Below are 22,036 nucleotides of genomic sequence, written 5' to 3' on the forward strand. Positions count from 1 at the left end.
TCAACTCAACTTAATAAAGGCATCACTTATGGCGATTCAGCTTTTCGTACCGAAGTTCCGTGTGGATGAGTGCCTCCTGGCCATTCGTGAGTGCCTTGAAAAAGGCTGGACCGGCCTGGGCTTCAAGACCGAAACCATGGAAGCCGACTGGAAGGCCTACACCGGCCTGCCCCATGCGCATTTTTTGAGCTCCAACACCGTGGGCCTGCACCTGGCCATCGAGCTGTTCAAGAAAAAACACGGCTGGGCCGATGACGACGAAGTGATCACCACGCCACTGACCTTCGTGTCGAGCAACCACGCCATTCTCTACGCCGGCATGCAGCCGGTGTTCGCCGACGTCGACCAGTACCTGTGCCTGGACCCTGCCAGCGTGGAGCAGCGCATTACCGCGAAAACCCGCGCCGTGCTGTTCGTGGGCATCGGTGGCAATACCGGCCAGTACGAGAAAATCGCCGCGCTGTGCCAGGCCCGTGGGCTGAAGTTGATCCTCGATGCCGCGCACATGGCGGGCAGCCGCCTGCACGGTAAACACGTGGGCTTCGACGCCGACTGCACGGTGTTCAGCTTCCAGGCGGTGAAAAACCTGCCCACGGCGGACTCCGGGATGATCTGCTTCCGCGACGCCGAAGACGACGCCCGCGTGCGCAAGCTGACCTGGCTCGGCATCAACAAGGACACCTTCGCCCGCACCGCCGCCCAAGGCGCCTACAAGTGGATGTACGAGGTCGAGGAGCTGGGCTACAAGTACCACGGCAACTCGATCATGGCCGCCATCGGCATCGTGCAATTGAAGTACCTCGACCAGGACAACGCCTATCGCCGCCAGGTCGCCAGTTGGTACCGCGCCGGGTTGGCCGGGCAGGCAGACATCCATATCGTCGACGTGGCGCCAGGGTGTGAGTCTTCGACCCACCTGCTGCAGATCCGCGTGAAAGACCGCAACGCGCTGCTGACCGCGCTCAACAGCCATGAGGTGTACCCGGGCGTGCACTACCGCGACAACACCGAATATGACCTGTACGCGTTCGGCGCCGGCACCTGCCCGGCGGCGAAACAGGCCAGCGAGGAGATCGTTTCGCTGCCGCTGCACATGAGCCTGACCAAGGCGGATGTCGACACCGTGTGCGAGCTGTTGATCCGGTTGTCCGGGCAGTACCGCGGCAGCGTGGCGCCGGTGCCAGAGGTCGAGCGGCTGATCACCGCGCTGGCTTGAGGGTTTACAGGTTGAGGGCCCTTCGCCCGGCTGTGCCGTAATGCTGTTCACTTAAGCAATCAAAGCGCTAAATCGGGGGTTAAAAAGCCCTGATTTCTTCAAATGGTTTTACTGAGCGCATGACCTGACTGGCCCTTCGCCCGGCACAGCCGGCCTCCCACGGGGTCTGTGTTTCGCCTAAAATCAATGGCTTACACAAATCTGGTGGGAGGCCGGCTGTGCCGGGCGAAGGGCCCTCAACCCTCACACCTCCAGCTGCGGCACCGCGCTGTTGCCCACCCGCCGCCCCAGCATCAGCACGGTGGCGAAACCACAGCCGACCAGCGCCGTGGCCAGGCTCAGCAGCACCGCGCTGCCCATCTGGTCGACGATCCGCCCGCCAAAGAACGAGCCCAGCGCGATGATCACCTGGAACAACGCCACGAACAGCGGCATGCCGCGTTCTACATCCTTGGGCGCGACCACGAACATCCAGATGCTGGCGCAGGCCGGGAAGGCGCCAAAGGCAAAGCCCCACAGCGCGATCAGCAGCGCCGCGCCGGCCAACCCGGTGGCGAAATAGGGGAACAGCGCGGTGCTGGTGCCGATCATCAGCGCCACCAGCAGCAGCGTGTAGCGCACGCTGCGGTTGGCGGCAAAACCGGCGAACAGGTTGCCCAACACCCCGGCCACACCGTACAGCAGCAACAGCGAGCCAATGGTCGGCCCGTCGAAGCCGGCGCTGTGCTTGAAGAACGGCGCCACATAGGTGTAAGCGGCAAAGTGCGCGAGGCCGATCAGCAGCACCGCGATCAGCCCCACCCGCGCTTGCGGGTTGATGAACAGCGCCGGCAAGTCGCTCACCCGAATGGCTTTTTCCGGCGCCAGCCGTGGCAGCAGGAACGCCTGGGCCAAAAGCACCGGCAGGCCTACCAGGGCGGTGGCGAGGAAGGTCATGCGCCAGCCCATCAGGCCGCTGAGCCAGGTACCGACCGGCACCCCGAGCACGGTGGCGAGGGTGACCCCGACCATGATGATCGAAGTGGCCTGGGCCACGCCCACACCCTTCGGCGCCAGCCGCCCACTCAACGCGATGGCCGTGGCCCAGAAGCCACCGATGCTGATGCCCAGCAGCACGCGGCCAAACAACAGCAGGCCGAAGCCGCTGGCGAAGGCCACCACCGCGTTGGCGATGATCATGATCAGGGTCAGGGCGAGCAACAGGTAGCGGCGGTCCATGGCGCCGATGCTCACGCTCAATAGCGGGGCGGCGAGGGCGGCCATGATCCCCGGCAGGGTGACCATCAGCCCGGCGTGGCCGGCACTGATGCCCAGGTCGCTGGCCACATCGTTGAGCACGCCCACCGGCAGGAACTCACTGGTGACCAGGGCGAATGCGCCCACCGCGACCGACAGGATCGCCAGCCACTGTTGCAGTACGCTGCGTGCGATGGGTTCAGGGCGGCCGCGAGGGGCCTGAGGGGTACTGGGCATGGGCTGGGGTTCCGCAAGAAGGGGGGAGCCGCCTGTGGCAGGGCGGGAGGAAACGAACTGGCGGCGATTATAGGAACCGCCGGCGGCGCCTCGACAGGCGCGCGGTTCGATAGTAATCATCAGTGTAATCAATGGGATGGGTTGGGCAGGTTGAGGGAGGACTGGGTGGGGCCTCGCACGGCGGCACTGCAGTGAACCCGGCAGCTGCGCGGCGCTCGAGTCATAGCCTGTCTGTCTGTCTGTCTGTCTGTCTGTCTGTCTGTCGGTACTCTGCCACTCTCAAGCAGCAGTGTGGCGCGCAGTGGAGCCTGAGGGATTTTCGTCGTCGACTCGCGCATAGACGCCCCATGGAGCCAACGGTCGGTCGCCATTCCTGTTACCCAGCGCTCATCAACGGTCTCAAGTCAGGCTTTCTGCGCCTATAAGATTTTACTCTGGCTTGGTGTAAAATATAGTTTTTCTTCGGCTGCTATAGGAATCTCTGCATGCGGCAACACATCGAGCGAGCTGGGTACAGCTGGCTGATCAACGCTCTCGATCTTCACTGTGCGCCGCTTGATCATGAGTGTGTCATAGGCTCACGCCCTACACTCTCACAGTCTGCTGGGGGAGCGCGAATAGAGGTCTTCACCAAGGCCTACGCGAGAGAGCCTCGGGCCATTGATCAGATGCTATTTGCACTGTCGTATGAGGGGGTGAACCTAGGAGTCTTGGAGCGAGCCTTCCAAATCGCCGATGTACGAAGTGACCTAACCGCTGCGGTCCTCGAAAAGCCAGCAAGCGGCTACCTGCGCCGGCTCTGGTACATCTGCGAGAGCGTTGCAGGCCATCAGCTGCCACTTCCCGATACCGCACAAAATGTACCCTATGAGCACTTGCTTCCGCCGGACAAATACTTTACTGGGCCGGAGGAGATGTCACGCAGGCACCGGGTTCGGATGAACCTTCTGGGAACGCCTCAGCTCTCCGCGCTGATTTCCCGTAAGTGCTGGGAAGACGACAGCCTGTTGGACGCGCAAATAATCGAGCGTATGCACGACCAGATGGTTGATTTTTCGGTCACGGAGATTGCCAGGGCTGCACAGTACTTGCTGACGAGCGAAACTCGCAGCTCGTACGAGATTGAGCATGAGCGTCCAGCGCCGGATCGAGTATTACGCTTTGTGCGAGTACTCGAGCAGGCGGGACAGCGCGTACTGGATGAGGAGTTTCTATTCGAAATTCACCGGATAGCTCTGGGTACAGGTCGCCCCGACCCGTCCATTGGCGCCTACCGGTATCTGCAGAACTGGCTCGGCCGTGGGGATTATATTCATCTCATCCCCCCATCGCCTGAAACAGTTCCGGAGATGATGGATAAGTGGTTCGGCATGCGGGAGCGCATTATGCACAGTGATGCCCCAGCGCTGGTGAAGCTGAATGCGATCGCGCACAGCTTTATCTACATCCATCCCTTCATGGATGGTAATGGTCGTTTATCCCGTTTCATCATGCAGGACATTTTGGCCAACGAAGGCCTCAAGCTACAGGGCATCATCCTGCCTATCTCTTCCGGCCTACTGGTCAATCTGGACAGTTACATCGGCATGCTCGATTCGCTGTCGAGGCGGTTGCTGAACGCTACCCAGTACCACCGATGGGACCTGGCCAGTGACCCGGTGCTTGATGAGCCTCATGAGCATCTGTTTGCTCACCTGGACTTTACTGACCTGCAAATTGAGGTCAACAAAAGCGCTGCCCAGGTTCTGGATGGACTGATGCGTGATGAGGTAAACCATCTCGTGCGCCGTGATCGATTCAAGGAGCAACTGGACCGTGAGTTGGATCTGTCCAACAGGGATCTTGAGCTGCTAATCGCTGTGATCTATGAGAACAGTGGACGGATCTCAAAGCGTAAACGCGCAGGTTTGTTCCAGCATCTGACCGATGAAGATATTGCGGTCGCAGAGAGTATCTACGCTGAGCTACATGTGCCACCTACGCCGGAGAGTGCGGAGGTTCAACAACCCTCGCAATAACAGCCGGTGTAGCTCACGCCCACGGAGATTTCCCCGGGGCGAGCAGCGCCGACATCAGGATGTAGTGGGTGCGCGGCACCACCAGCGCGATGTCCGGCCCCTACTCAACGCGCTTGAGTAACAACCTGTCCCAATAGATAATAAGAACGTTTACTATTCGGATGCGTTCTTATGCCTTCCAGCCCTCCACCGGCCCATGCTGCGCTGGGTGCTCTCTACCGTACGCACCACAGTTGGCTGCGGGGCTGGCTGCGGCAGCGCTTGGGCAACCCCTGCGATGCGGCAGACCTGGCCCAGGATACCTTCGTCAAAATCCTCAAAGCCCACTGCGTGGAGCAGATCGAGCAGCCCCGGCGTTACCTCTCAGTGGTCGCGAAAGGCTTGATGGTTGACCTGTTTCGCCGCCGCTCGCTTGAGCACGCCTACCTCGACACCTTGGCGCAATTACCCGGCGACCAGCAACCGTGCCTGGAGCAGCAGGCCATCCTGCTGGAAACCCTGCACGCGGTCGACGCCATGCTGGCTGGGCTCGGCGCCAAGGTGCGCCTGGCGTTTCTGTTGTCGCAGCTCGACGGCCTGACCTACCCACAGATTGCCGAGCAGTTGGGCATCAGTGTGCGCAGCGTGAACAACTATGTGGCCAAGGCCATGGCGCATTGTTGCCTGATGCAGTGGGCCGAGACGCCATGAGCCCCAGCCCCGAGCAGGTTCAGGCCGTGCAACAAGCCGCGCGTTGGTATGCCCGGCTGCAGGCCAACCCTGCCGAGCCGCGCCTGCAACAGCAGTGGTTACAGTGGTGCGAGGCCAGCGAGCTGAACCGCCAGGCCTGGCAGCGCGTGCAGGCCGTGAGCAGCCACTTGGCCGGCTTGCCCGCGCGAGTCGCCAGCCCGGCCTTGCGCGCTGCCGGCCAGGGCCGGCGCCAGGTACTGCTGGGGGTGGCTTGGCTGGCGGCGGCCGGTGGCCTGGCCAGCCTGGCCTGGCGCAGCGAGCCCGCCCGAGCCTACCGCGCCGATTACCGCACCGGGGTGGGAGAGCAGGCGCGGTTTACCCTGGCCGACGGCAGCGAACTGCTGCTCGACACCGACAGCGCCGTGGACGTGCGCTTTGATGGCAGCCAGCGCCTGCTGCTGCTGCGCCGCGGCCAGGTGCTCGCCAGCACCGCCAGTGAGCGCCTGCAAAGGCCATTCAGTGTGCGCACCCGCGATGGCGAGGTTCTGGCGCTGGGTACGCGTTTCAGTGTGCGAGTGGCGGCGCAAGGCAGCGAAGCCTGCGTGCTGGAAAAAGCCGTGCAGGTGACCACGCGCCAGGGCTCAACCCAACGTGTAGAGGCCGGGCAAAGCATCAGCTTTGCTCAGGCGGGCATCGGGCCGGTGCGGCGCAACCCGGCCGGCGCGGGCCTCTGGGCGCAGGGCCACTTGGTGGTGGTCGACCAGCCATTGGCCCAGGTGCTCGCCGAGCTTGGCCGCTATCGCCCGGGTGTGCTGCGCTGCTCCCCGGAGGTGGCGGCGCTGCGGGTATCGGGCACCTATCCCGTGCACGATACCGACCTGGCGTTGGTCGCGCTGAGCAGTGCTTTTGCGTTGGAGGCGGTGTACTTCACCCGCTACTGGGTCAGGGTGCAACGGCGCTGTTGAACTATTTTCATTCAGCTTTGCACTTTTCGCGCGGCTCAAACGGCAACCCCCCGAACTTGATCAGACTGTTCTCGGGGAGAGCACGCGATGCGCAGTAAAACGACACCCTACGCCCGCCTGGCTGTGGCCATTCACCTGGCCTTGGCCCCGGCTTGGCTGTTGCCGGCCACTGGCCAGGCCGCGCCCGGCAGCGCGCATGCCTACCACGTGCCGGCGGGCCCGCTGGCCAACAGCCTGGCACGCTTTGCCAGCGAGGCCGGAGTGGTGCTGAGCTTCGATGCCGCCAGCACTCAAGGCAAAACCGCCCCAGCGCTGGAGGGCAACTACAGTGTCGAGGCAGGGTTCGCCACACTGCTGGCCGGCAGCCAATTGCAGGTGGCGCGCCAGCCCAGTGGCGTGTATTTGCTGCTGCCGGCCCTGGAAGGCGAGGGTGTGATACCGCTGGGTGTGAGCCAAATCTCCGGCACCGGGCTGGGCGAGGTGACCGAGCAAACCGGCTCTTACACCACCGGCGCCGTCAGCGTGGGCAAAACCCGCCAGAGCATCAAAGAGCTGCCGCAAACCGTGAGCGTGATCACCCGCCAGCGCCTGGAAGACCAGCAGCTCACCACGGTGAACCAGGCGATGGCGCAAACCACCGGCATCAGCCTGTTCGAAGGCAGCATGACCTCCACCCGCTACCTGTCGCGCGGTTTTGAAATCACCAACTTTCGCATCGACGGGGGCGCCTCGATCGCCAACGGCGTGTGGAAGAACACCGACACCGCGATTTACGACCATATCGAGGTGCTGCGCGGCGCCGATGGCCTTTACGCAGGTGCCGGCGAGCCCGGCGGCACGCTGAACTTCGTGCGCAAACGGCCAACGCTGCAGCCGCAGGCGAGCATCACCACCTCGGCCGGGCGCTGGGACGACTACCGCACCGAACTGGACGCCAGCGGCCCGCTGGCCTTCGACGGCAAGCTGCGCGGGCGGGCGGTGGTGGTCAGCCAGAACAAGCAGTCGTTCATCGACTATGCCGGCTCCAACCACGACCTGTTCTACGGGGTGCTGGAGGCTGACCTGACCGACAGTACCAACCTGTTCGTGGGCCTGAACCACGACCGCTACCGCGACAGCGACCAAGCCTACGGCCTGCCGCGCTACAGCAATGGCGATGACCTCAAGCTGCCGCGAAGTACCTTCCTGGCCGGGGCCAACGACTACATCACCCAGCGTGACGACACCTACTTCGCCACCCTCAAGCAGCAGTTGGGCGAGCAGTGGAGCCTGAACGTCGATACCCTGTACACCCGCAACCGCACCCTGCGTGACTACTACAACTTCAACGGCGCGGTAGACCCTGCCACCGGCGCGGGTGTAAGCGCCGAATGGGGTGGCCAGGATGCCGTCTCCTATGAGAAATCGGTGGATGTTTCGGTGCGCGGCAACTTCGAGGGGTGGGGCTTGCAGCACAACCTGGTGGCCGGCTGGATGTGGCACAACTACCAATCGACACTGCCGCTGTACTCCGGTGGTACGGTGACGGTGCCGAATATCTTCAGCTTCAGCCCGGCGGATTACCCCAGCCTGAAAGGCCAGGCCTACCAGGTCGCTGACCTTTCGGAAAGCCGCCGCAGCGATGGGGTTTACGCCAACCTGCGCCTGCAACTGGCCGAACCGCTGCACTGGATCATCGGCGCGAGCCTCACCAACTACCGTTATGACTACAGCAACCTCGCCCCCGATGGCAGTGGTTCGGTGTCTAAATACAACGACAGCGATGTACTGGTGCCCTATACCGGCCTGACCTACGCGCTGACCCCTGAATGGACGGCCTACGCCAGCGTCAGTGAGATCTACAAATCCCAAGCCGACCGCCTGGCGGGGCCGGCGCCGAGCACCCGCCCCCTCGACCCGATTACCGGGCGTAACTATGAGGTGGGCCTGAAGGGCTCGCTGTGGGGTGGGCGGGTCAATACCTACGCCGCGCTGTATTACGTCAAACGTGAAGGCGATGCCGTGCGCGATCCGGCGTACCCGACGTCGACCACCTCTGCCACCGGCGCCAGTTGCTGTTATTTGCGTGAAGGCCAGGTGCTGAGCAAGGGCCTGGACGTTGAAGTCAGTGGTGAGCTGTGGCCGCGCGTGCAGGCGACCCTGGGTTACACCTACAACCAGATCGACAAGCGCAGCAGCGCGCTGGACTACACCTCGCTGACACCCAAGCATTTGGCCAAGCTGTATGCCAGCTATCAACTGCCCGGGGCCTGGCAGGCGCTTAAAGTGGGGGGCGGGGCCACGCTACAAAGCGCGAGTTACGTCGAAGGCAGTACCACCGAGCAGGCCACCTACAGCTTTAGCCAGGCCGGCTACAGCCTATGGAATGCCTTTGCCCATTACGACCTGGATGACCACTGGGGGCTGGCGTTGAACATCGAGAACCTGTTCGACAAACACTATTACTCGACCATTGGTTATTCGAACTACGCCAACTTCTATGGTGAGCCGCGGCGTTATGTGTTCAGCCTTAGTGGTAGGTTTTGAGGGGCGAGGTCGCCTTTGATCAAAAGGCTCAAAGCTCGACCTCGCCGTCAATGTCTTCGTCCAGGTTCACAGGGTGCTGTGCGTGGGCGAGCATGGCCTGTGCCAGGTCGTGTGGAAGCGTGGTGATGTTTCGCTCGCGGCGAACATCATCGTCCAACAGGTTTAGGAACGCGCCAGTGGCAGGCATGGGTGTTCTCCTGGCTGCATAGGAGGGCGGTAAGGAACAATCATTACGGGGGCAATGCAACAGCCATTCACGGGTTCCAGCCCACCTCAAAGACTATCCAGATACCCAAACAACATTTTGACAATCAGAGGAATCAAGAAGTTATTAATGAAAAAATAAATCTGTACCCCCAAATGTACCCGCGCTCGCAACGATTGGACTGAGGAACATGAATCGCGATTTCGGACACTGGATTTCGCTGTGCTGCGCTGGTCTTTAGTGAACCGCAAGGCGGCGATGCTGCCGACGGACTGGTGCCAGAGCGGGGAGCGGACTGACAACCAGCCTGCTGTTTCACAGGCGGCGTTTGAGAGGGTGATGGCGGGTAGTCGATGCGGTCAATGCGCGGTGGAGAAGGAGGAACGATGCTCACGGCCTCAACGCCGTTGGCGCCGGACTGAGGAATGCGTCGGAAGCTGATGAGCCAGAGCTATACGACGAGGTTGGATCAGTTGATGGAGGTCACCTGAGCCCGGCTAGGAGATTTTACAGGTAGGCGCCCGGTTGAGATCGAAATGCGTGACATCTATTAAGCGTTATAAACCCGGGGCGCTCATGGCCCCGGGCTGCACGGGTTACTTAGCCGCTCGCGCCTGATCGCGAAGCGCCTTGATCTGGTCGTGATTGCGAAGCACGCCATCGTATTGTTTCTGAATTACGGCGCGCACATCCGGGGTCAGATGCTGATTTTCCAGCGCCTTGCTGTAGCTCTTTTTGGCGACATCCTCACCGCGCTCGGCCTCATTCAGCAGTGCAGCATCGTCTTTGCCGGTGATCGCAGCTTTGAGGTCGATCCAGCGGCGATGCAGATCGCCACTGACACTGGTCGAGGTTTCCGGCTTTCCACCGAGGGTGACGACCAACGCCTGGAGCTCAGAAGCGGCAGCGCCGGTTTCGGAGGCTCGCTTCAGAAAAACACTGCGCAGCGGTTCGTGCTTGGTGTGCTCAGCCAAGTCTTTGAAGCCGGCCTCACCGTCCTTCGAGGTTTCGATCAGGTCGTTCAGTTCCTTGATGTTCTCTTTGATGATATCAGTCATTTAGTACGCTCCATAATGGTCGGCCAGAGGCCTTAAAAGGCAGCCAAACAAATCGCTTCGTCGCGCTGAAAGGTTAGGGCGTTCGGTCTGGAGCAAGGTTCAAGAATTTTCAACAGGTCGATGCTGTCTTTCAGGCGGGCGGGTTGGGAAGGTTGCGCTAGCCTTTGAGCTATCGGTGCATGCCAACTCGGAGTAAGCCAGGAGACAGTCACCCGGCTGCCGTCCATCTGAGCGGGAGTGTTCATGGAGGCCAAGCAGTGGCCCGGTGCTCCGCGCTTCAGCGTATGCCAAGCGCGTGCCGAGGGCGGGTTTGAGTAGAACAGGTTGAAGTTCTATACAAAGATCGTATGGATCTTCGGCCTGGTGCTGTTTGCCGATATGACACGTGCGGATGAAGCGCCCGGACTGGAGGTTGTGACCGAAGAATTGCCTCCTTACAACATGACCGAGAAGGGGCGTGTCACCGGCCTGAGCACAGATGTCGTCAAGGCGCTCATGCTACAGGCGGGCGTGTCGGCGAACAGTCAGGTTGTGCGGTGGGCACGTGCTTATGATCGTGCCCAACGTGTTGATCTATTCAATCGTCAGGACTTGAGAACGCGAGAAATTATTCCAGTGGATTGAGCCCTTCGCGCCCACTCGTTGGTTTCTGTATAGCCTGGCCGAGCGCCCTGTCAGGCTGTCACGTCTGGAGAACACGCGAGGTTATCACATCGTGACGGTCAACAAGGACGTAGGCCAGGAGCAATGGAACATCGCCCAGTCGGTTGGCAAGTTTCGTGATACGTTGGCGACCATTCGGAGAAATGGCACTTATGACTCAATCTGGAAACGCTGGCTGGGCAGCGCCCATGAAGCGGGACCTCAACCTTGAGACGCATCCGATCTATTGTCGTTACTGGTGCGCCCGCGCCGGCAACGCTCCGAGCAGTACTGCACCTTGTCCCAGCAGCGTTCCCACTTCTTGCGCCAGGTAAAAGGGCGCCCGCAAACCTTGCAGGTCTTTGCAGGCAGTTCGGCTTTCTTCACTGCAGTCACCTACCTGGGTCAACCCTGACGTGAATAATAGGCGAGGATCTCACAGCCCTTGCCGACAGGAACATGCGCCAGTGTGCGTTGGTGCTGAATATCGACGACGCTGACGGTGGCATCGTTTTCATTCGCCACCAGCATGTACTCCATGCCAGTGGTGAAACAACCGTCCAGGGGCTTGTCACCCAGTTCAGCATCGAACAGCCACTGCAGGTTTTGGTCAGAAGAAGCTGACCACCGGCTCGAAATCCCCGAGCACCGCGAGCAGGCGGCCGTCGGGCTGAAACGAACCACCTGTTCGGGCCGTTGCCGGCCGGGTAGCTCGAGGGTGCGCAGCAAGCGGCGCTGTACCGTGTCCATGACGTAGATCACCGGGCGCTGTGCATCGAATGCGACTATCCACGGGTGCAGCGGCGAGGCATCGATGCCGTTGAGAGGGCCCGGCATGATCAGGTTCGCGGCGAGCTCGCCAGTGCCGGCGTGCAGGTCGATCGCGAACAGTTGCCTATCCTCTTCGCTCTCCGCCCGTAGCTAAGCGGCGTAGGGTATGGATCGGGTCGTTCGTCAAGGATCTGGATGCCGAGTTCACGATACGCAATACGCTCAAGGGCACAGAGGCTGTGGTTCGCTTTCCGCCCGGTTAGGCGGGTACCCCGCCAGGCCTCAGTTCTGCACGCTTTGCACCGAGCCGCCGTCTACCCGCAGGTTGCTGCCATTGATGAACGATGCGCGTTCGGATACCAGCAAGGCGATGGCCGCAGCGACTTCCTCGGGCTGGCCACGGCGCTGCTGCACGATGCCGGGACGTTCTTCCTTGAGAAAGCTCTTCACCGCGTCTTCGATACTTTCACCCCGCTCCTCGGCACGTTGCTTCATCATGCCGTCGGTCATGCCAGTTTCGATGAAGGCGGGGGACACAGTATTGCACAGCACGCCACTGGCCGCTTCCTTGTACGACAGGTTCTTGATGAAGGCGGCCAGCGCGGCCTTGGCGACGTTATATACGGCTTCTTCCCAGTACGGCTGTACCGCGTTCTCGGAGGTGATGCACACAAACCGCCCCCAGCCACGCCGGCGCATCGCCGGCAACGTGGTGCGGGCGATGCGCACCGCGCTGAAGAAGTCGGTGTGCCAGGCTTCCAGGTAGTCGTCATCGCTGAGCGCTAGCGGGTCGCCTTTGGCACCGGTCACTCCCGCGGTATGCACCACGATGTCGATGCCACCCACCTCGGCCTCAACATTTCGCACCAGTGCATCAACCGCGGCTTGATCGGTCATGTCGCAGGCTAACGCCATAGGCTTTCTGGAGAACGCCTTGCACGCATCGTCCAGCGCCTGCTGATCAAGGTCGGTGAGCACCAGCTTCACGCCTTCCTCATTCAGCAGTCGCGCGGTGGCCAAGCCAATGCCGCCGCTGGCGCCGGTGATCAATGCGACACGGTTGCGTATGCCTAAGTCCATGGGGCAGTCTCCTTTGAGTTGGGCTTTGAGTTCGTCAGCGAAGCCAAGCATGTGCCTGGCCAAGGCCTGTGGGGTCTGCAGCGGCATCAGGTGGCCGGCACTCTCGATGACCGCAACACGGTGTTGGGGGAAATGGCGCAGGGTCAGGCGCTGCTGCTCTTGAGCCCCCGGCACCTGTTGGTCGTCGGCACCGCATACGAGCAAAACAGGGTAAGGCATCTCCGGCAACTGCTCGCTCCAGTCCTCGGTGCTACCGTGGTCGACCCAGGCGCGCCAGGCGTCGAGGTCCACGTGCTGGGCGTCAGCGATGGCGAACTCGCGCAGCGCATCGGGCAAGCGCACGTGGCTGGCTTCATCGACAAAGGGTTCGGCCTGCTTGCGGGAGGCGTCATAGGCCCGCTGGCGATCGCGGTCTGCTTCGCTCATGGGCTGCGGCCCGGGCGGCGAAGGGGCGACCAGCACCAGCGCGCTGAGGTAATCCGGCTGCCGCGCTGCCAGGCACATGGCGACCTTCCCGGTCATGGAGTGGCCTACCAGAATGCAGCGGCGAATCTTCAGCGCACGTATGCGCTCATCGAAGTAGTCGGCCATCTGCGCAACGCTGTAGCCCTCGACATCAACGGCATCACCGAAGCCGGGGGTGTCCAGTGTAACGCAGGGGTAATGACGATCCAGGTAGGGCACCGTGGGTGCCCAAGTACGATGGGAGCCGCCTAGAAAGTGCAGCAACACAAAGGTGATCGGGCCCTCGCCCTGCAAACTTTGCCCCAGCATGAAATGCGCCTCGCGGTGTTTCTACATGGAGAGCGCCAAGGCGGGTGGGGTTTCATTTATTTCCAGGGGTATTTGAGTCTGAGCAGCCTATGTGTGCGTACCATTGGGCGTAGCAGGTATGGGCGACAGCACGCTGATTAAGGTCGGGGGCGCCGTCTGCCCACCACACCGGGCCTCGCTCGCCCAAGGCGACCTTGCATGCATTCACCTGCTGCCGCGCGTTGCTCAGGGCGGTGGGGTCGTCAGCGGCTTTGGCGGCTTTGACCTGGCGTCGGGCGGCCATCAATCCGCGTACGAGCACGTCTCGCGCCTCGCTGTCGAGGGCCGGATTGCTGCAGCGCCACAGCCGGCCTTTTACCACGAAGTAACGGCCGTCCGGCGTGACCGGGTAGCTGGCCATCAGGCGACGCCGTTCGGGCCGTCCAGCACCTGACGCACCTTGCGTGCCAAGTCATGGGGCATACAAGGCTTGGAGATAACATCGAACTCGGTGCCGCCGATGTCTGTACGCTCCAGGGAGTTCTCCGCGTAACCGGTGGTCAATAGCACCTTCACCCGCGGATAACGCCGCCGTACTTCGCGAGCGAGCATCACGCCGTTCATGCCACCGGGCATGATCAGGTCTGTGAACAGTAGGTCGTACGAGTGGCCTGCCTCGAAGCGTTTCAACGCTTCGCGGGCATTGAGCACCATGTCGGCGTGATAGCCGTAGTCTTCCAGCACCATCTTTGCGAGTTCCGCCACGTCCGGGCGGTCTTCCACGATCAGGATACGCTCGCTCCCAGCTTTCTGGTCATTTGCCCGGGTCGGCTCTTGATGAACCACGCCGGCGGTGTCCACCGGAAAGTACAGCCGCAGCGTGGTGCCCACTCCCTCCTCGGTGTAGATGCGCGCCGCGCCGCCGGATTGCTTGGCGAAACCGTATACCATCGACAACCCCAGGCCTGAGCCTTTGCCTTCTTCCTTGGTGGTGAAGAACGGGTCCATGACTCGGTCGCGGATGCCCACCGGCATACCAATACCGTTATCGGTGATGGCGATACTGACGTAGTTGCCGGGCAGCAAGCCGTCATAGTTACCGCTGGCCAAATCCTTCACTGCGATGTTGCGGGTTTCGATGAAGATCCTCGGATCGTCGCGGCCGATCAGGGCATCGCGGCTATTGATCAGAATGTTGAGCAGCGCAACCTCTGCCTGGGTAGGGTCAATGCGGCAGTTGTTGAGGATGGGCTCAAGGTCGTAGTCGATGGACACCTCGGGGCCAAAGGTACGCTCTATCAGCGGCTCGATGTTGGAGACCATCTGGTTCAGGTTCAGCACACGGCCCTGGAGCTTCTGCTTGCGGGCAAACGCCAGTAGTTGCTTGGTCAGCGTACTGGCACGGTCCACAGCTGATTGGGCATGCTCGACACTGCGTTTGACCCGTTCGACGTCAATGCTGCTTTTGCCCATCGCCGAGGCAATCAAACCCAGGTAACCGCCCATCACCTGCAACAGGTTATTGAAGTCATGCGCGATACCGCCAGTCAGTTGCCCAAGCGCCTCCATCTTCTGCGCCTGACGCAGGGCGTCTTCGGCATCACGGCGGCGGCTGACGTCCAGCTGCGACGCGAAGAAGTAGATCAGATCGCCGTTGTCGTTGAGGATGGGCGAGATGAACAAGGCGTTCCAGAAACTGGAGCCATCCTTCTTGTAGTTGAGGATTTCGGTGGCGATGTCGTGCTGGTTGGCGATGGCCTCGCGCACGCTGCTGACCACCTCGCGATCGGTGTCCGGGCCCTGCAGGAACCGGCAGTTATGGCCGATGATTTCGTCTGCTGTGTAGCCGGTCATTTCCAAGAAGGCGTGGTTGGCAAAAATGATCGGGTTATCCGGCTTGTTCGGATCGGTCACGATCATCGGCATGCGTGTGGTTTCCACAGCTGCGAAGAAAATATCTTTGTGGGGTTGGTTGATGTCGGCTCCGGCGGCGTTATCAACACGGACTTTATCGATCACTGAGCAGGCTCCAGAACAGGCAATCAACATTGATCGGATGTGCGTAGGATCATCCCGGAGCGAAATCGTTTAGCGGCAAACATGGCCGCGCCCTGTTGCATTGGCACCGCGGCGGTATTGCGTGACTGCCCGGTCACATTTATTGAATTCGTGCGCGCAAGGGCCGGTCTTTACCAGGTCAGCTACGTGCCATGGAGCGCTCAGTGCCTACACTTCAACTCTACATCATCGATTACCGCCTTCACGGCGCGCGCAGAAGCTTTGTCATCAGGCACCCCGGTCTGTCGGAAACAGAAGCGTGGCATTGGGCAAGTTGCGATGTGGGGTTTGGCCATATTCCACGAAGTGCAAACGATCGGACGCGGAAGACCACGCGCAGCATGGCTGAGCGCTATGGGATCAGTGAAGTGGCTTGGCGCTTGTCGGGGGCACCGCCCCGGCAGTTGCATGGGCATTTGCCACACCATGGCCTGTGATTGTTGCTGAAAGCAGAATGTGTACATAGCCAACAACACCCGGTTGCGCGGCTCGCCATACACGCCGTTCTCCGTGATGGGGGCGTAGTACTTGCGGTCAAAGAGGTTCTTCGCAGTAAGCACGGCTGACCAGTGAGGGTTGAGCTCATAACGGGCCATGGCGTTGAACAGCACCTAGTCCTGCTGTACCGGGTAGCCCTCACCTTCATGGCCGTACTTGCTTTTCCAGATGAAGCCACCGCGCACCGTCAACGCCTCTAATGGCCCCTGCAGGCGATACGTGGTGAATGCCTTGACGCTGTAGCGGGGGGGAGGCGGCTCATGGCGCGCTGGCCATCGGCATCTTCGCTCAAGCTGAAGGCATAGCCGCGGCTAATGTTCCAGCCTTCGGCGACGGCGCCGTTGAGTTTGAACTCGGCGCCGCGGGTGGTATTGCTCGCTGACTGCTCGTGCCGGCCGAGGCCATGATCCTCCTGCCGAACAATGCCTCGGCTGGGACTAGGAACTGACCACACTGTTCAGCATCAATGCAGTATTGAGCAGAAAGCATGATGGACAGATTTAGCCGTATAGCGGAATGGATCTGGAGGGCGGTCAGTAGAATTTCGAATCCCTACGCCTCCGCCATCATTTAGACATTAAAGCCTTGATTATTCAGGGCTTTTTTGTTTTCAGGATTTCTCAGCCCATACTTTGGCGGCTGGTTTTGGGTGGATGAGGCTGGACCTGACTGACTAGTGGTTGGGCTGGCAACGTCTGGTTTTGCCCCAGCGCGTTGCCAGGGCAGTGCGCCAAGTGTCTCGTAGGCGTGCATCAAGATATCTCTTATCGGTGCTTGATGGCATGATGAGGCCCATCACTTCCATCGTTCATGCTTTGAATGATGATTGTCGCAATAGCTGAGCAGGGAATGCCCGTTTGATGTTGCCACTTCCTCAACCCAAAGGCCTGATTTTCGATCTTGAGGTAGTACCGCCCAAGAGCAATGAATCTGCTCAGATCATGATGGTCGGCGCCCTTCGGCCTGACTCGGGGGCGGAGTTGGAGCTGAAAGTTTCTGGAAATCCGTCCCTAGCCTTGCAGCAGTTGGATGCACTGTCCGAGGGGGCGAGCTTCGTACTCGGACACAATGTTATCGACCACGACCTGCCTATTTTGCGCGAGCATATGCCCGGCATGGCTTTGCATGCTCTGCCGGTCATCGATACTCTGCGTTTGTCGCCACTGGCGTTTCCACAAAACCCGTATCACCGGCTGATCAAGGATTACAAGCTTGTCCGTGACAGTTTGAACTCGCCGTTGTCCGACTGCCGCTCGACGTTGGTACTATTTCAGGATCAACGCCAGGCCTTCACGCGGTTGAACGAGACCAACCAGATGGAGCTTCTCTGTTATCAGGCGCTGCTAACGCCGAGTATGAGGGGAGACTTGGGAGCCTTCTTCGCATCCTTGACTGGGCAGTTACCGGTATCTGCATCCGAGCTCAAAATGCTGGTTCCGCAATTGCTGCAAGAGACGGACCCTTCGCAACCGCGGGATTTAAAGGTATGCCGGGCACGACTGGAACAATTGCTCAACGACGATCTTCAACGGGAAGAATTGCATTGGTCAATGGCCTATGTGTTGGCCTGGCTCCGGGTATCTGGCGGCAACTCGGTGTTAGCGCCTTGGGTCCGACACCAGTTTCCAGAGGTTGGGCGGCTAATCTCCGAACTACGTGATGTGCCGTGTGAGCGCGAGGATTGTCAGTACTGCCAGATGACACATGACCCACGCCACGAATTGAAGCGTTACTTTGGCTTCCCTGATTTTCGCTACGACCGGCCAGGGGAGAGTCTTCAGCACGATATCGTGCTGGCCGGCATGCGTGGCCAGCACGTATTGGCCATCTTGGCGACCGGTGGAGGCAAGTCGCTGTGTTATCAATTGCCGGCATTGAACCGGTTCCATCGTAACGGCAGTCTTAGCGTCATCGTTTCGCCGTTGCAGTCACTGATGAAGGATCAGGTCGACGGACTGCTGGAGCGCAACGTCCAGTGCGCCGCAGCCCTGAATGGCCTGCTCACTATGCCGGAGCGCGCGGAGGTACTGGAGAAGATCCAGATGGGCGACGTCGGCATTTTGCTGGTGTCGCCCGAGCAGTTCCGCAACAAGGCTTTTCGGCGAGCGATCCGTCAGCGTCAGGTTGGTGCGTGGATTTTCGATGAGGCGCATTGCTTGTCGAAATGGGGCAGCGACTTTCGCCCAGACTACCTTTATGTGTCCCGTTTTATCCGCGAGTACACCGATGACCAACCGCTGGCGCAGATCGGCTGTTTTACCGCAACGGCCAAGCCCGATGTGCTTGCGGATATTCAGAGCCACTTCAGGGAAAGCCTGGACATTGAATTTGAAGTCTTCCTTGGAGGGCACGAGCGAAGCAATCTGCATTTTGACGTGCTGCCCTGCACCCAGGCAGAAAAGTGGTCGCGTACGGATGGGTTGCTGCGTGAGCACCTAGACGCTCAGGAGGGCGGTGCAGCCGTCTTCGTTTCAAGTCGCAAGCGTGCTGAAGAGCTGTCCGATTTCCTGATTGGCCAAGGCTGGGCTTGCAAACACTTCCATGCCGGCCTTGAACCCAACACCAAAACGGATATTCAGGACGATTTCAAGGCTGGGCAATTGAAAATTATCGTTGCCACCAACGCTTTCGGGATGGGCGTGGACAAGGCAGATATCCGTCTCGTTGTTCATGCCGACATACCCGGCTCGCTGGAGAACTACCTGCAGGAGGCGGGCAGGGCTGGGCGAGATCAGGGCGCAGCGCGTTGTGTGCTGTTGTACGACCCACAAGACATCGAAACCCAGTTCGGCATGAGCGAGCGCTCGAAGCTCAGCATCCGTGACATCCAGCAGATCCTGCGCAAGTTGCGTAACGAGAGCAGTCGACGCAAGGGGGGCAAGCTGATCATCACGGCGGGCGAAATCCTGTTAGACGATAACGTTGAAACCAGCTTCTCCGCGGATGAACGTGATGCAGAAACCAAGGTCGTTACGGCGGTTGCTTGGCTGGAGCGTGGTAATTACCTCAAACGTGAAGAAAACCATACGCAGATTTTCCCAGCCCGGCTGGATGTCAGCGAGGAAGAGGCCGAGAAACGTCTGCTGAGGGCCGAATTGCCGCAACGTCGGTTGGCTGAGTTCAGGTCTATTCTGCGCTTTCTCTACGGCGCCGATCCTGATGAGCGGGTGAACACGGACCAATTGATGCAGTTGACCAGCCTGGAATCGGAGGAGGTTGCCAGCGCCCTCAAGCAGTTGGAGGAGATGGGACTGCTGGTTAATGACTCGCAGATAACGCTGTATGTGCGCCATGGTGTGACGGGGGCTTCCAGTCAGCGCCTGCAGAACACCCTGCAGTTGGAAAAGGCCTTGCTGCGTTGTTTGCCTGAGGAGGCGCCGGACGCCGAACAGGGCGGTTGGCAGGATTTGAACCTGCCGTCACTGACCGCTGAACTAAAGGCCATGACTGGGCTGGAAGAGCTGCTCCCGCTGCATGTGCTTCGGCTGTTGCGCAGCCTGGCACAGGATCATGATGCGGATGATCAGCAGCGCAGTAGCTTTGAGCTCAGACAACTCAATCGTGACTATCTCAAACTGCGCATCAAGGGTGGTCATTCCTGGGCAAAGATCGTTGGTTTTGGTGACGTGCGGCGAGTATTGGCGAGCAAGTTCCTGGAACTGTTGGTCGGTAAGCTACCGGCAGGATTACGTGGCGCGGATCTGCTGGTCGAAACGAGCTTTGGCGAATTGCTCCAGGTGATCGAAAGTGACCTCGAACTGCCACATCTGATTCCGCCGACCCGGCGCCGTAAGGTGATTGAGCATGTTCTGCTTTACTTGCATCGGCAGGACATTTTGACCCTCAACCACGGCATGACGGTCATGCGCCGGGCTATGACCATCGAGGTCAAGAAGGAAGACAAGCGCAAGACCTTCCTCAAGGAGGACTACTTGCGACTCGACGAGCACTACCGCGAGAAGCGTATTCAGGTTCATGTAATGCGTGAGTATGCGGAAGTGGCGCTGAAGGAAATGGCTGAGGCGTTGCGCCTCGTGCTGGATTACTTCACCGACTCCAAGCAGGCGTTCATCAAGCAGCATTTCAATGGGCGGGAGGAGGTACTCAAGCTGGCGACCAGCGAGGATTCATGGAAATCGATCATTGAGTCGCTGAGCACCACTCAGAAACTGATTGTCGCCGACGATGATGACATCAATAGGCTAGTGCTGGCAGGACCGGGCTCCGGCAAGACACGTGTGATCGTACATCGCATCGCTTACCTGCTGCGAGTGCGGCGAGTACCAGCGACCAGCATTGTGGCGTTGACCTTCAACCGCCATGCGGCGAACGAGATCCGCAAACGGCTGTTGGCCCTGGTCGGGGGCGATGCCTATGGCGTTAGCGTTCTGACTTATCACAGCATGGCCATGCGTTTGACCGGAACCCGTTTCGGACGAGGCGCGACGGTCGAGGAGCGCGCTCTCAGGCAGGTTTTAAGCGATGCCGTCGAGTTGCTGGAAGGTAGGCACAGTATTGAGGGCGAGAACGACCTCCGCGAGCAGTTACTGCGCGGATACCGTTATATCCTGGTCGACGAATATCAGGATATCGATGATCTGCAATACCGCCTGGTCAGTGCTCTAGCCGGGCGGCACGCGGAAGAGGATGGCCGCTTGTGCATCCTGGCGGTAGGCGATGATGACCAGAACATCTATGCCTGGCGCGATACCAACAATCGTTATATCGAACGCTTCCGCGAAGACTATGAGGCGTCTACCAGCTTCTTGGTCGATAACTACCGTTCTTCCCTCCGCATTATTGAGGCGGCCAACCAGCTCATTGGCCAGAACTCGGCTCGACTAAAAGAAGCCAACCCCATCCGGATCGACAAGGCTCGGCAGGGGCTGCCTGCCGGCGGGCTTTGGGAAGAGCAAGATGAGCAACGCAAAGGCCGAGTACTGAGATTGCTGATCGACCCGAGCGACCGTGAGCGCGGTAATCTGCAGGCTCAGGCGTCCATGGTGGAGTTGGAGCGGATAGTGAAGCTTGAGCCAGGGAGTTGGACCGGCTGTGCGGTTCTAGCTCGGACGCACCGCTATCTGTGGCCAATCCAGGCTTGGTGCGAGCAGCACGATATTCCTTATTTCCTGGCGGCAGACAAGGAAACGGCGTTACCCATTACTCGGCAGCGCAGCTTTGTTACTGCAACTGACTCTCTGCGAGAGATCAAAGGCGCTGTGTGCGCTGCTGACGCATGGCAGCGTTTGTCGAGTAGTAATCAACTGGTGGAAGCCGAGTGGAAGCGTTTTTTCCAGACGGCCTTTGAGCAAATGCGAGGAGAGTTGGGCGACTGCCAACTTGGCAGTGGTGCAATGATCGACTGGCTGTACGACTACGCCCGTGAATTGCGCCAGCAGCCGAAGGAAGGCCTCTGTCTTGGCACTGTGCACTCGGCCAAAGGGCTGGAGTTCCGCCATGTCGTTCTGCTGGATGGCGGTTGGAGCGCTCAGGTCGATACCCTCGCCGATGAGCGACGTTTGTATTACGTTGGGATGACGCGAGCTGAACAGACCCTGACCTTGTGTGAATTCGCTGACGGCAATCCATTTAGTCTCAGCCTGATGAGGCATATTCAGCAGCAGGAATTTCAGGGGCAACCTATTGCGGAGTTCGACGTGCGCTTTCAGCAACTCACGCTGAAGGAAATCGATATTGGTTTCGCCGGTCGCCAGTCACCGCATGCCCGGATACACACGGCGGTTACGGCGCTTCGCGAGGGAGATCCCCTGACGCTGAAGGAAGAGGCTGGTCGCTATCAGCTAGTCGACAGCCAAGGCAATGTGGTAGGGCGAACCGCCAAGTCATTCCAACCACAGATCGGCTTCGATCAATGCGAAGTCGCTGCCGTCGTGGTGCGGTTTGCCGAGGATGGTGAAGAGCAATTTAGGGATTTGAATAAGTGTGATCGCTGGGAAGTGGTCGTGCCGAGAGGGAGATGGTAGTTGGGGTTTCAACGAACGAGAATCTTCGGTTGGGGCATCCTTTTCAAACCAGCCAAAGCATGCCCTTAAATATGTCCAAAATGTCGCAATTAGCTGGGAGTCAATAGCGATTCGAGGGTA

The 22,036-nt window shown here is 59.9% G+C and carries 17 protein-coding genes; 9 read left to right on the forward strand and 8 right to left on the reverse strand.

What is annotated here, in order from left to right; translation table 11 throughout:
* The first annotated feature begins 28 nt into the window (after positions 1-28).
* Positions 29-1,216 (forward strand): DegT/DnrJ/EryC1/StrS family aminotransferase, encoded by a 1,188-nt coding sequence (locus tag ACFZCE_RS04795; protein ID WP_390936586.1) that lies wholly within the window; start codon positions 29-31, stop codon positions 1,214-1,216.
* Positions 1,217-1,459: 243 nt separating this feature from the next.
* Here ACFZCE_RS04795 and ACFZCE_RS04800 read toward each other — a convergent pair whose 3' ends face one another.
* The gene (locus ACFZCE_RS04800; RefSeq protein WP_390936588.1) at positions 1,460-2,689 is read right to left on the reverse strand and encodes an MFS transporter; all 1,230 of its coding nucleotides are present in this window, start codon (positions 2,687-2,689) and stop codon (positions 1,460-1,462) included.
* A 485-nt stretch (positions 2,690-3,174) separates the two neighbouring features.
* Between ACFZCE_RS04800 and ACFZCE_RS04805 the strand changes: the two genes are divergently transcribed.
* The 4 genes from ACFZCE_RS04805 to ACFZCE_RS04820 all read left to right on the forward strand — a co-directional run bounded on the left by ACFZCE_RS04805 (position 3,175) and on the right by ACFZCE_RS04820 (position 8,867).
* Positions 3,175-4,707, forward strand: coding sequence for a Fic family protein (locus ACFZCE_RS04805; protein ID WP_390936590.1), 1,533 nt, complete (start codon positions 3,175-3,177; stop codon positions 4,705-4,707).
* Between the two features lie 171 nt (positions 4,708-4,878).
* Positions 4,879-5,397 carry a sigma-70 family RNA polymerase sigma factor gene (locus ACFZCE_RS04810; RefSeq protein ID WP_390936592.1) on the forward strand — a complete coding sequence of 173 codons (519 nt, stop codon included), beginning with the start codon at positions 4,879-4,881 and terminating at the stop codon, positions 5,395-5,397.
* Positions 5,394-6,341, forward strand: a complete 948-nt coding sequence (locus tag ACFZCE_RS04815; RefSeq protein ID WP_390936594.1) for a FecR domain-containing protein — start codon at positions 5,394-5,396, stop codon at positions 6,339-6,341. The genes ACFZCE_RS04810 and ACFZCE_RS04815 overlap by 4 nt, the downstream gene beginning before the upstream one ends.
* A gap of 87 nt (positions 6,342-6,428) precedes the next feature.
* The gene (locus tag ACFZCE_RS04820; protein WP_390936595.1) at positions 6,429-8,867 is read left to right on the forward strand and encodes a TonB-dependent siderophore receptor; all 2,439 of its coding nucleotides are present in this window, start codon (positions 6,429-6,431) and stop codon (positions 8,865-8,867) included.
* 28 nt (positions 8,868-8,895) lie between these two features.
* On the opposite strand, the gene ACFZCE_RS04825 is transcribed toward ACFZCE_RS04820, so the two are convergent.
* A complete protein-coding gene (locus tag ACFZCE_RS04825; RefSeq protein ID WP_390936597.1) occupies positions 8,896-9,054 on the reverse strand; it encodes a hypothetical protein in 159 nt (52 codons plus the stop codon).
* A 443-nt stretch (positions 9,055-9,497) separates the two neighbouring features.
* Between ACFZCE_RS04825 and ACFZCE_RS04830 the strand changes: the two genes are divergently transcribed.
* Positions 9,498-9,563 (forward strand): DUF4113 domain-containing protein, encoded by a 66-nt coding sequence (locus ACFZCE_RS04830; RefSeq protein WP_390937480.1) that lies wholly within the window; start codon positions 9,498-9,500, stop codon positions 9,561-9,563.
* Between the two features lie 105 nt (positions 9,564-9,668).
* Here ACFZCE_RS04830 and ACFZCE_RS04835 read toward each other — a convergent pair whose 3' ends face one another.
* Positions 9,669-10,130, reverse strand: coding sequence for a PA2169 family four-helix-bundle protein (locus ACFZCE_RS04835; protein WP_390936599.1), 462 nt, complete (start codon positions 10,128-10,130; stop codon positions 9,669-9,671).
* A 324-nt stretch (positions 10,131-10,454) separates the two neighbouring features.
* Between ACFZCE_RS04835 and ACFZCE_RS04840 the strand changes: the two genes are divergently transcribed.
* Positions 10,455-10,754: a hypothetical protein gene (locus ACFZCE_RS04840; RefSeq protein ID WP_390936601.1), complete on the forward strand. Its 300-nt coding sequence runs from the start codon at positions 10,455-10,457 to the stop codon at positions 10,752-10,754.
* Between the two features lie 240 nt (positions 10,755-10,994).
* Here ACFZCE_RS04840 and ACFZCE_RS04845 read toward each other — a convergent pair whose 3' ends face one another.
* From ACFZCE_RS04845 to ACFZCE_RS04865, 5 genes are all read right to left on the reverse strand, one after another.
* Complete coding sequence (locus tag ACFZCE_RS04845; RefSeq protein WP_390936603.1) at positions 10,995-11,159, reverse strand: DUF2256 domain-containing protein; 165 nt, start codon at positions 11,157-11,159, stop codon at positions 10,995-10,997.
* A gap of 18 nt (positions 11,160-11,177) precedes the next feature.
* On the reverse strand, positions 11,178-11,609 hold the full coding sequence (locus tag ACFZCE_RS04850) for a hypothetical protein (RefSeq protein ID WP_390936604.1): 432 nt from the start codon (positions 11,607-11,609) through the stop codon (positions 11,178-11,180).
* A gap of 216 nt (positions 11,610-11,825) precedes the next feature.
* On the reverse strand, positions 11,826-13,397 hold the full coding sequence (locus tag ACFZCE_RS04855) for an SDR family oxidoreductase (RefSeq protein ID WP_390936606.1): 1,572 nt from the start codon (positions 13,395-13,397) through the stop codon (positions 11,826-11,828).
* Between the two features lie 52 nt (positions 13,398-13,449).
* A complete protein-coding gene (locus tag ACFZCE_RS04860; RefSeq protein ID WP_390936607.1) occupies positions 13,450-13,797 on the reverse strand; it encodes a hypothetical protein in 348 nt (115 codons plus the stop codon).
* Positions 13,797-15,353: a histidine kinase famiy protein gene (locus ACFZCE_RS04865; RefSeq protein WP_390937482.1), complete on the reverse strand. Its 1,557-nt coding sequence runs from the start codon at positions 15,351-15,353 to the stop codon at positions 13,797-13,799. Before ACFZCE_RS04865 ends, ACFZCE_RS04860 begins: the two co-directional genes overlap by 1 nt.
* Positions 15,354-15,598: 245 nt before the next feature.
* Here ACFZCE_RS04865 and ACFZCE_RS04870 point away from each other — a divergent pair, with 245 nt between their 5' ends.
* Together ACFZCE_RS04870 and ACFZCE_RS04875 are read left to right on the forward strand one after the other, a co-directional pair.
* Entirely contained in the window at positions 15,599-15,871 is a 273-nt protein-coding gene (locus ACFZCE_RS04870; RefSeq protein ID WP_390936608.1) for a DUF6555 family protein, read from the forward strand.
* A 921-nt stretch (positions 15,872-16,792) separates the two neighbouring features.
* Positions 16,793-21,916 carry a RecQ family ATP-dependent DNA helicase gene (locus ACFZCE_RS04875; RefSeq protein ID WP_390937484.1) on the forward strand — a complete coding sequence of 1,708 codons (5,124 nt, stop codon included), beginning with the start codon at positions 16,793-16,795 and terminating at the stop codon, positions 21,914-21,916.
* The last annotated feature ends 120 nt before the right edge of the window (positions 21,917-22,036 follow it).

Origin of the sequence: Pseudomonas sp. NPDC007930 (genome assembly GCF_042958985.1) — a bacterium.
In the GTDB taxonomy this organism is placed as follows: Bacteria; Pseudomonadota; Gammaproteobacteria; order Pseudomonadales; family Pseudomonadaceae; genus Aquipseudomonas.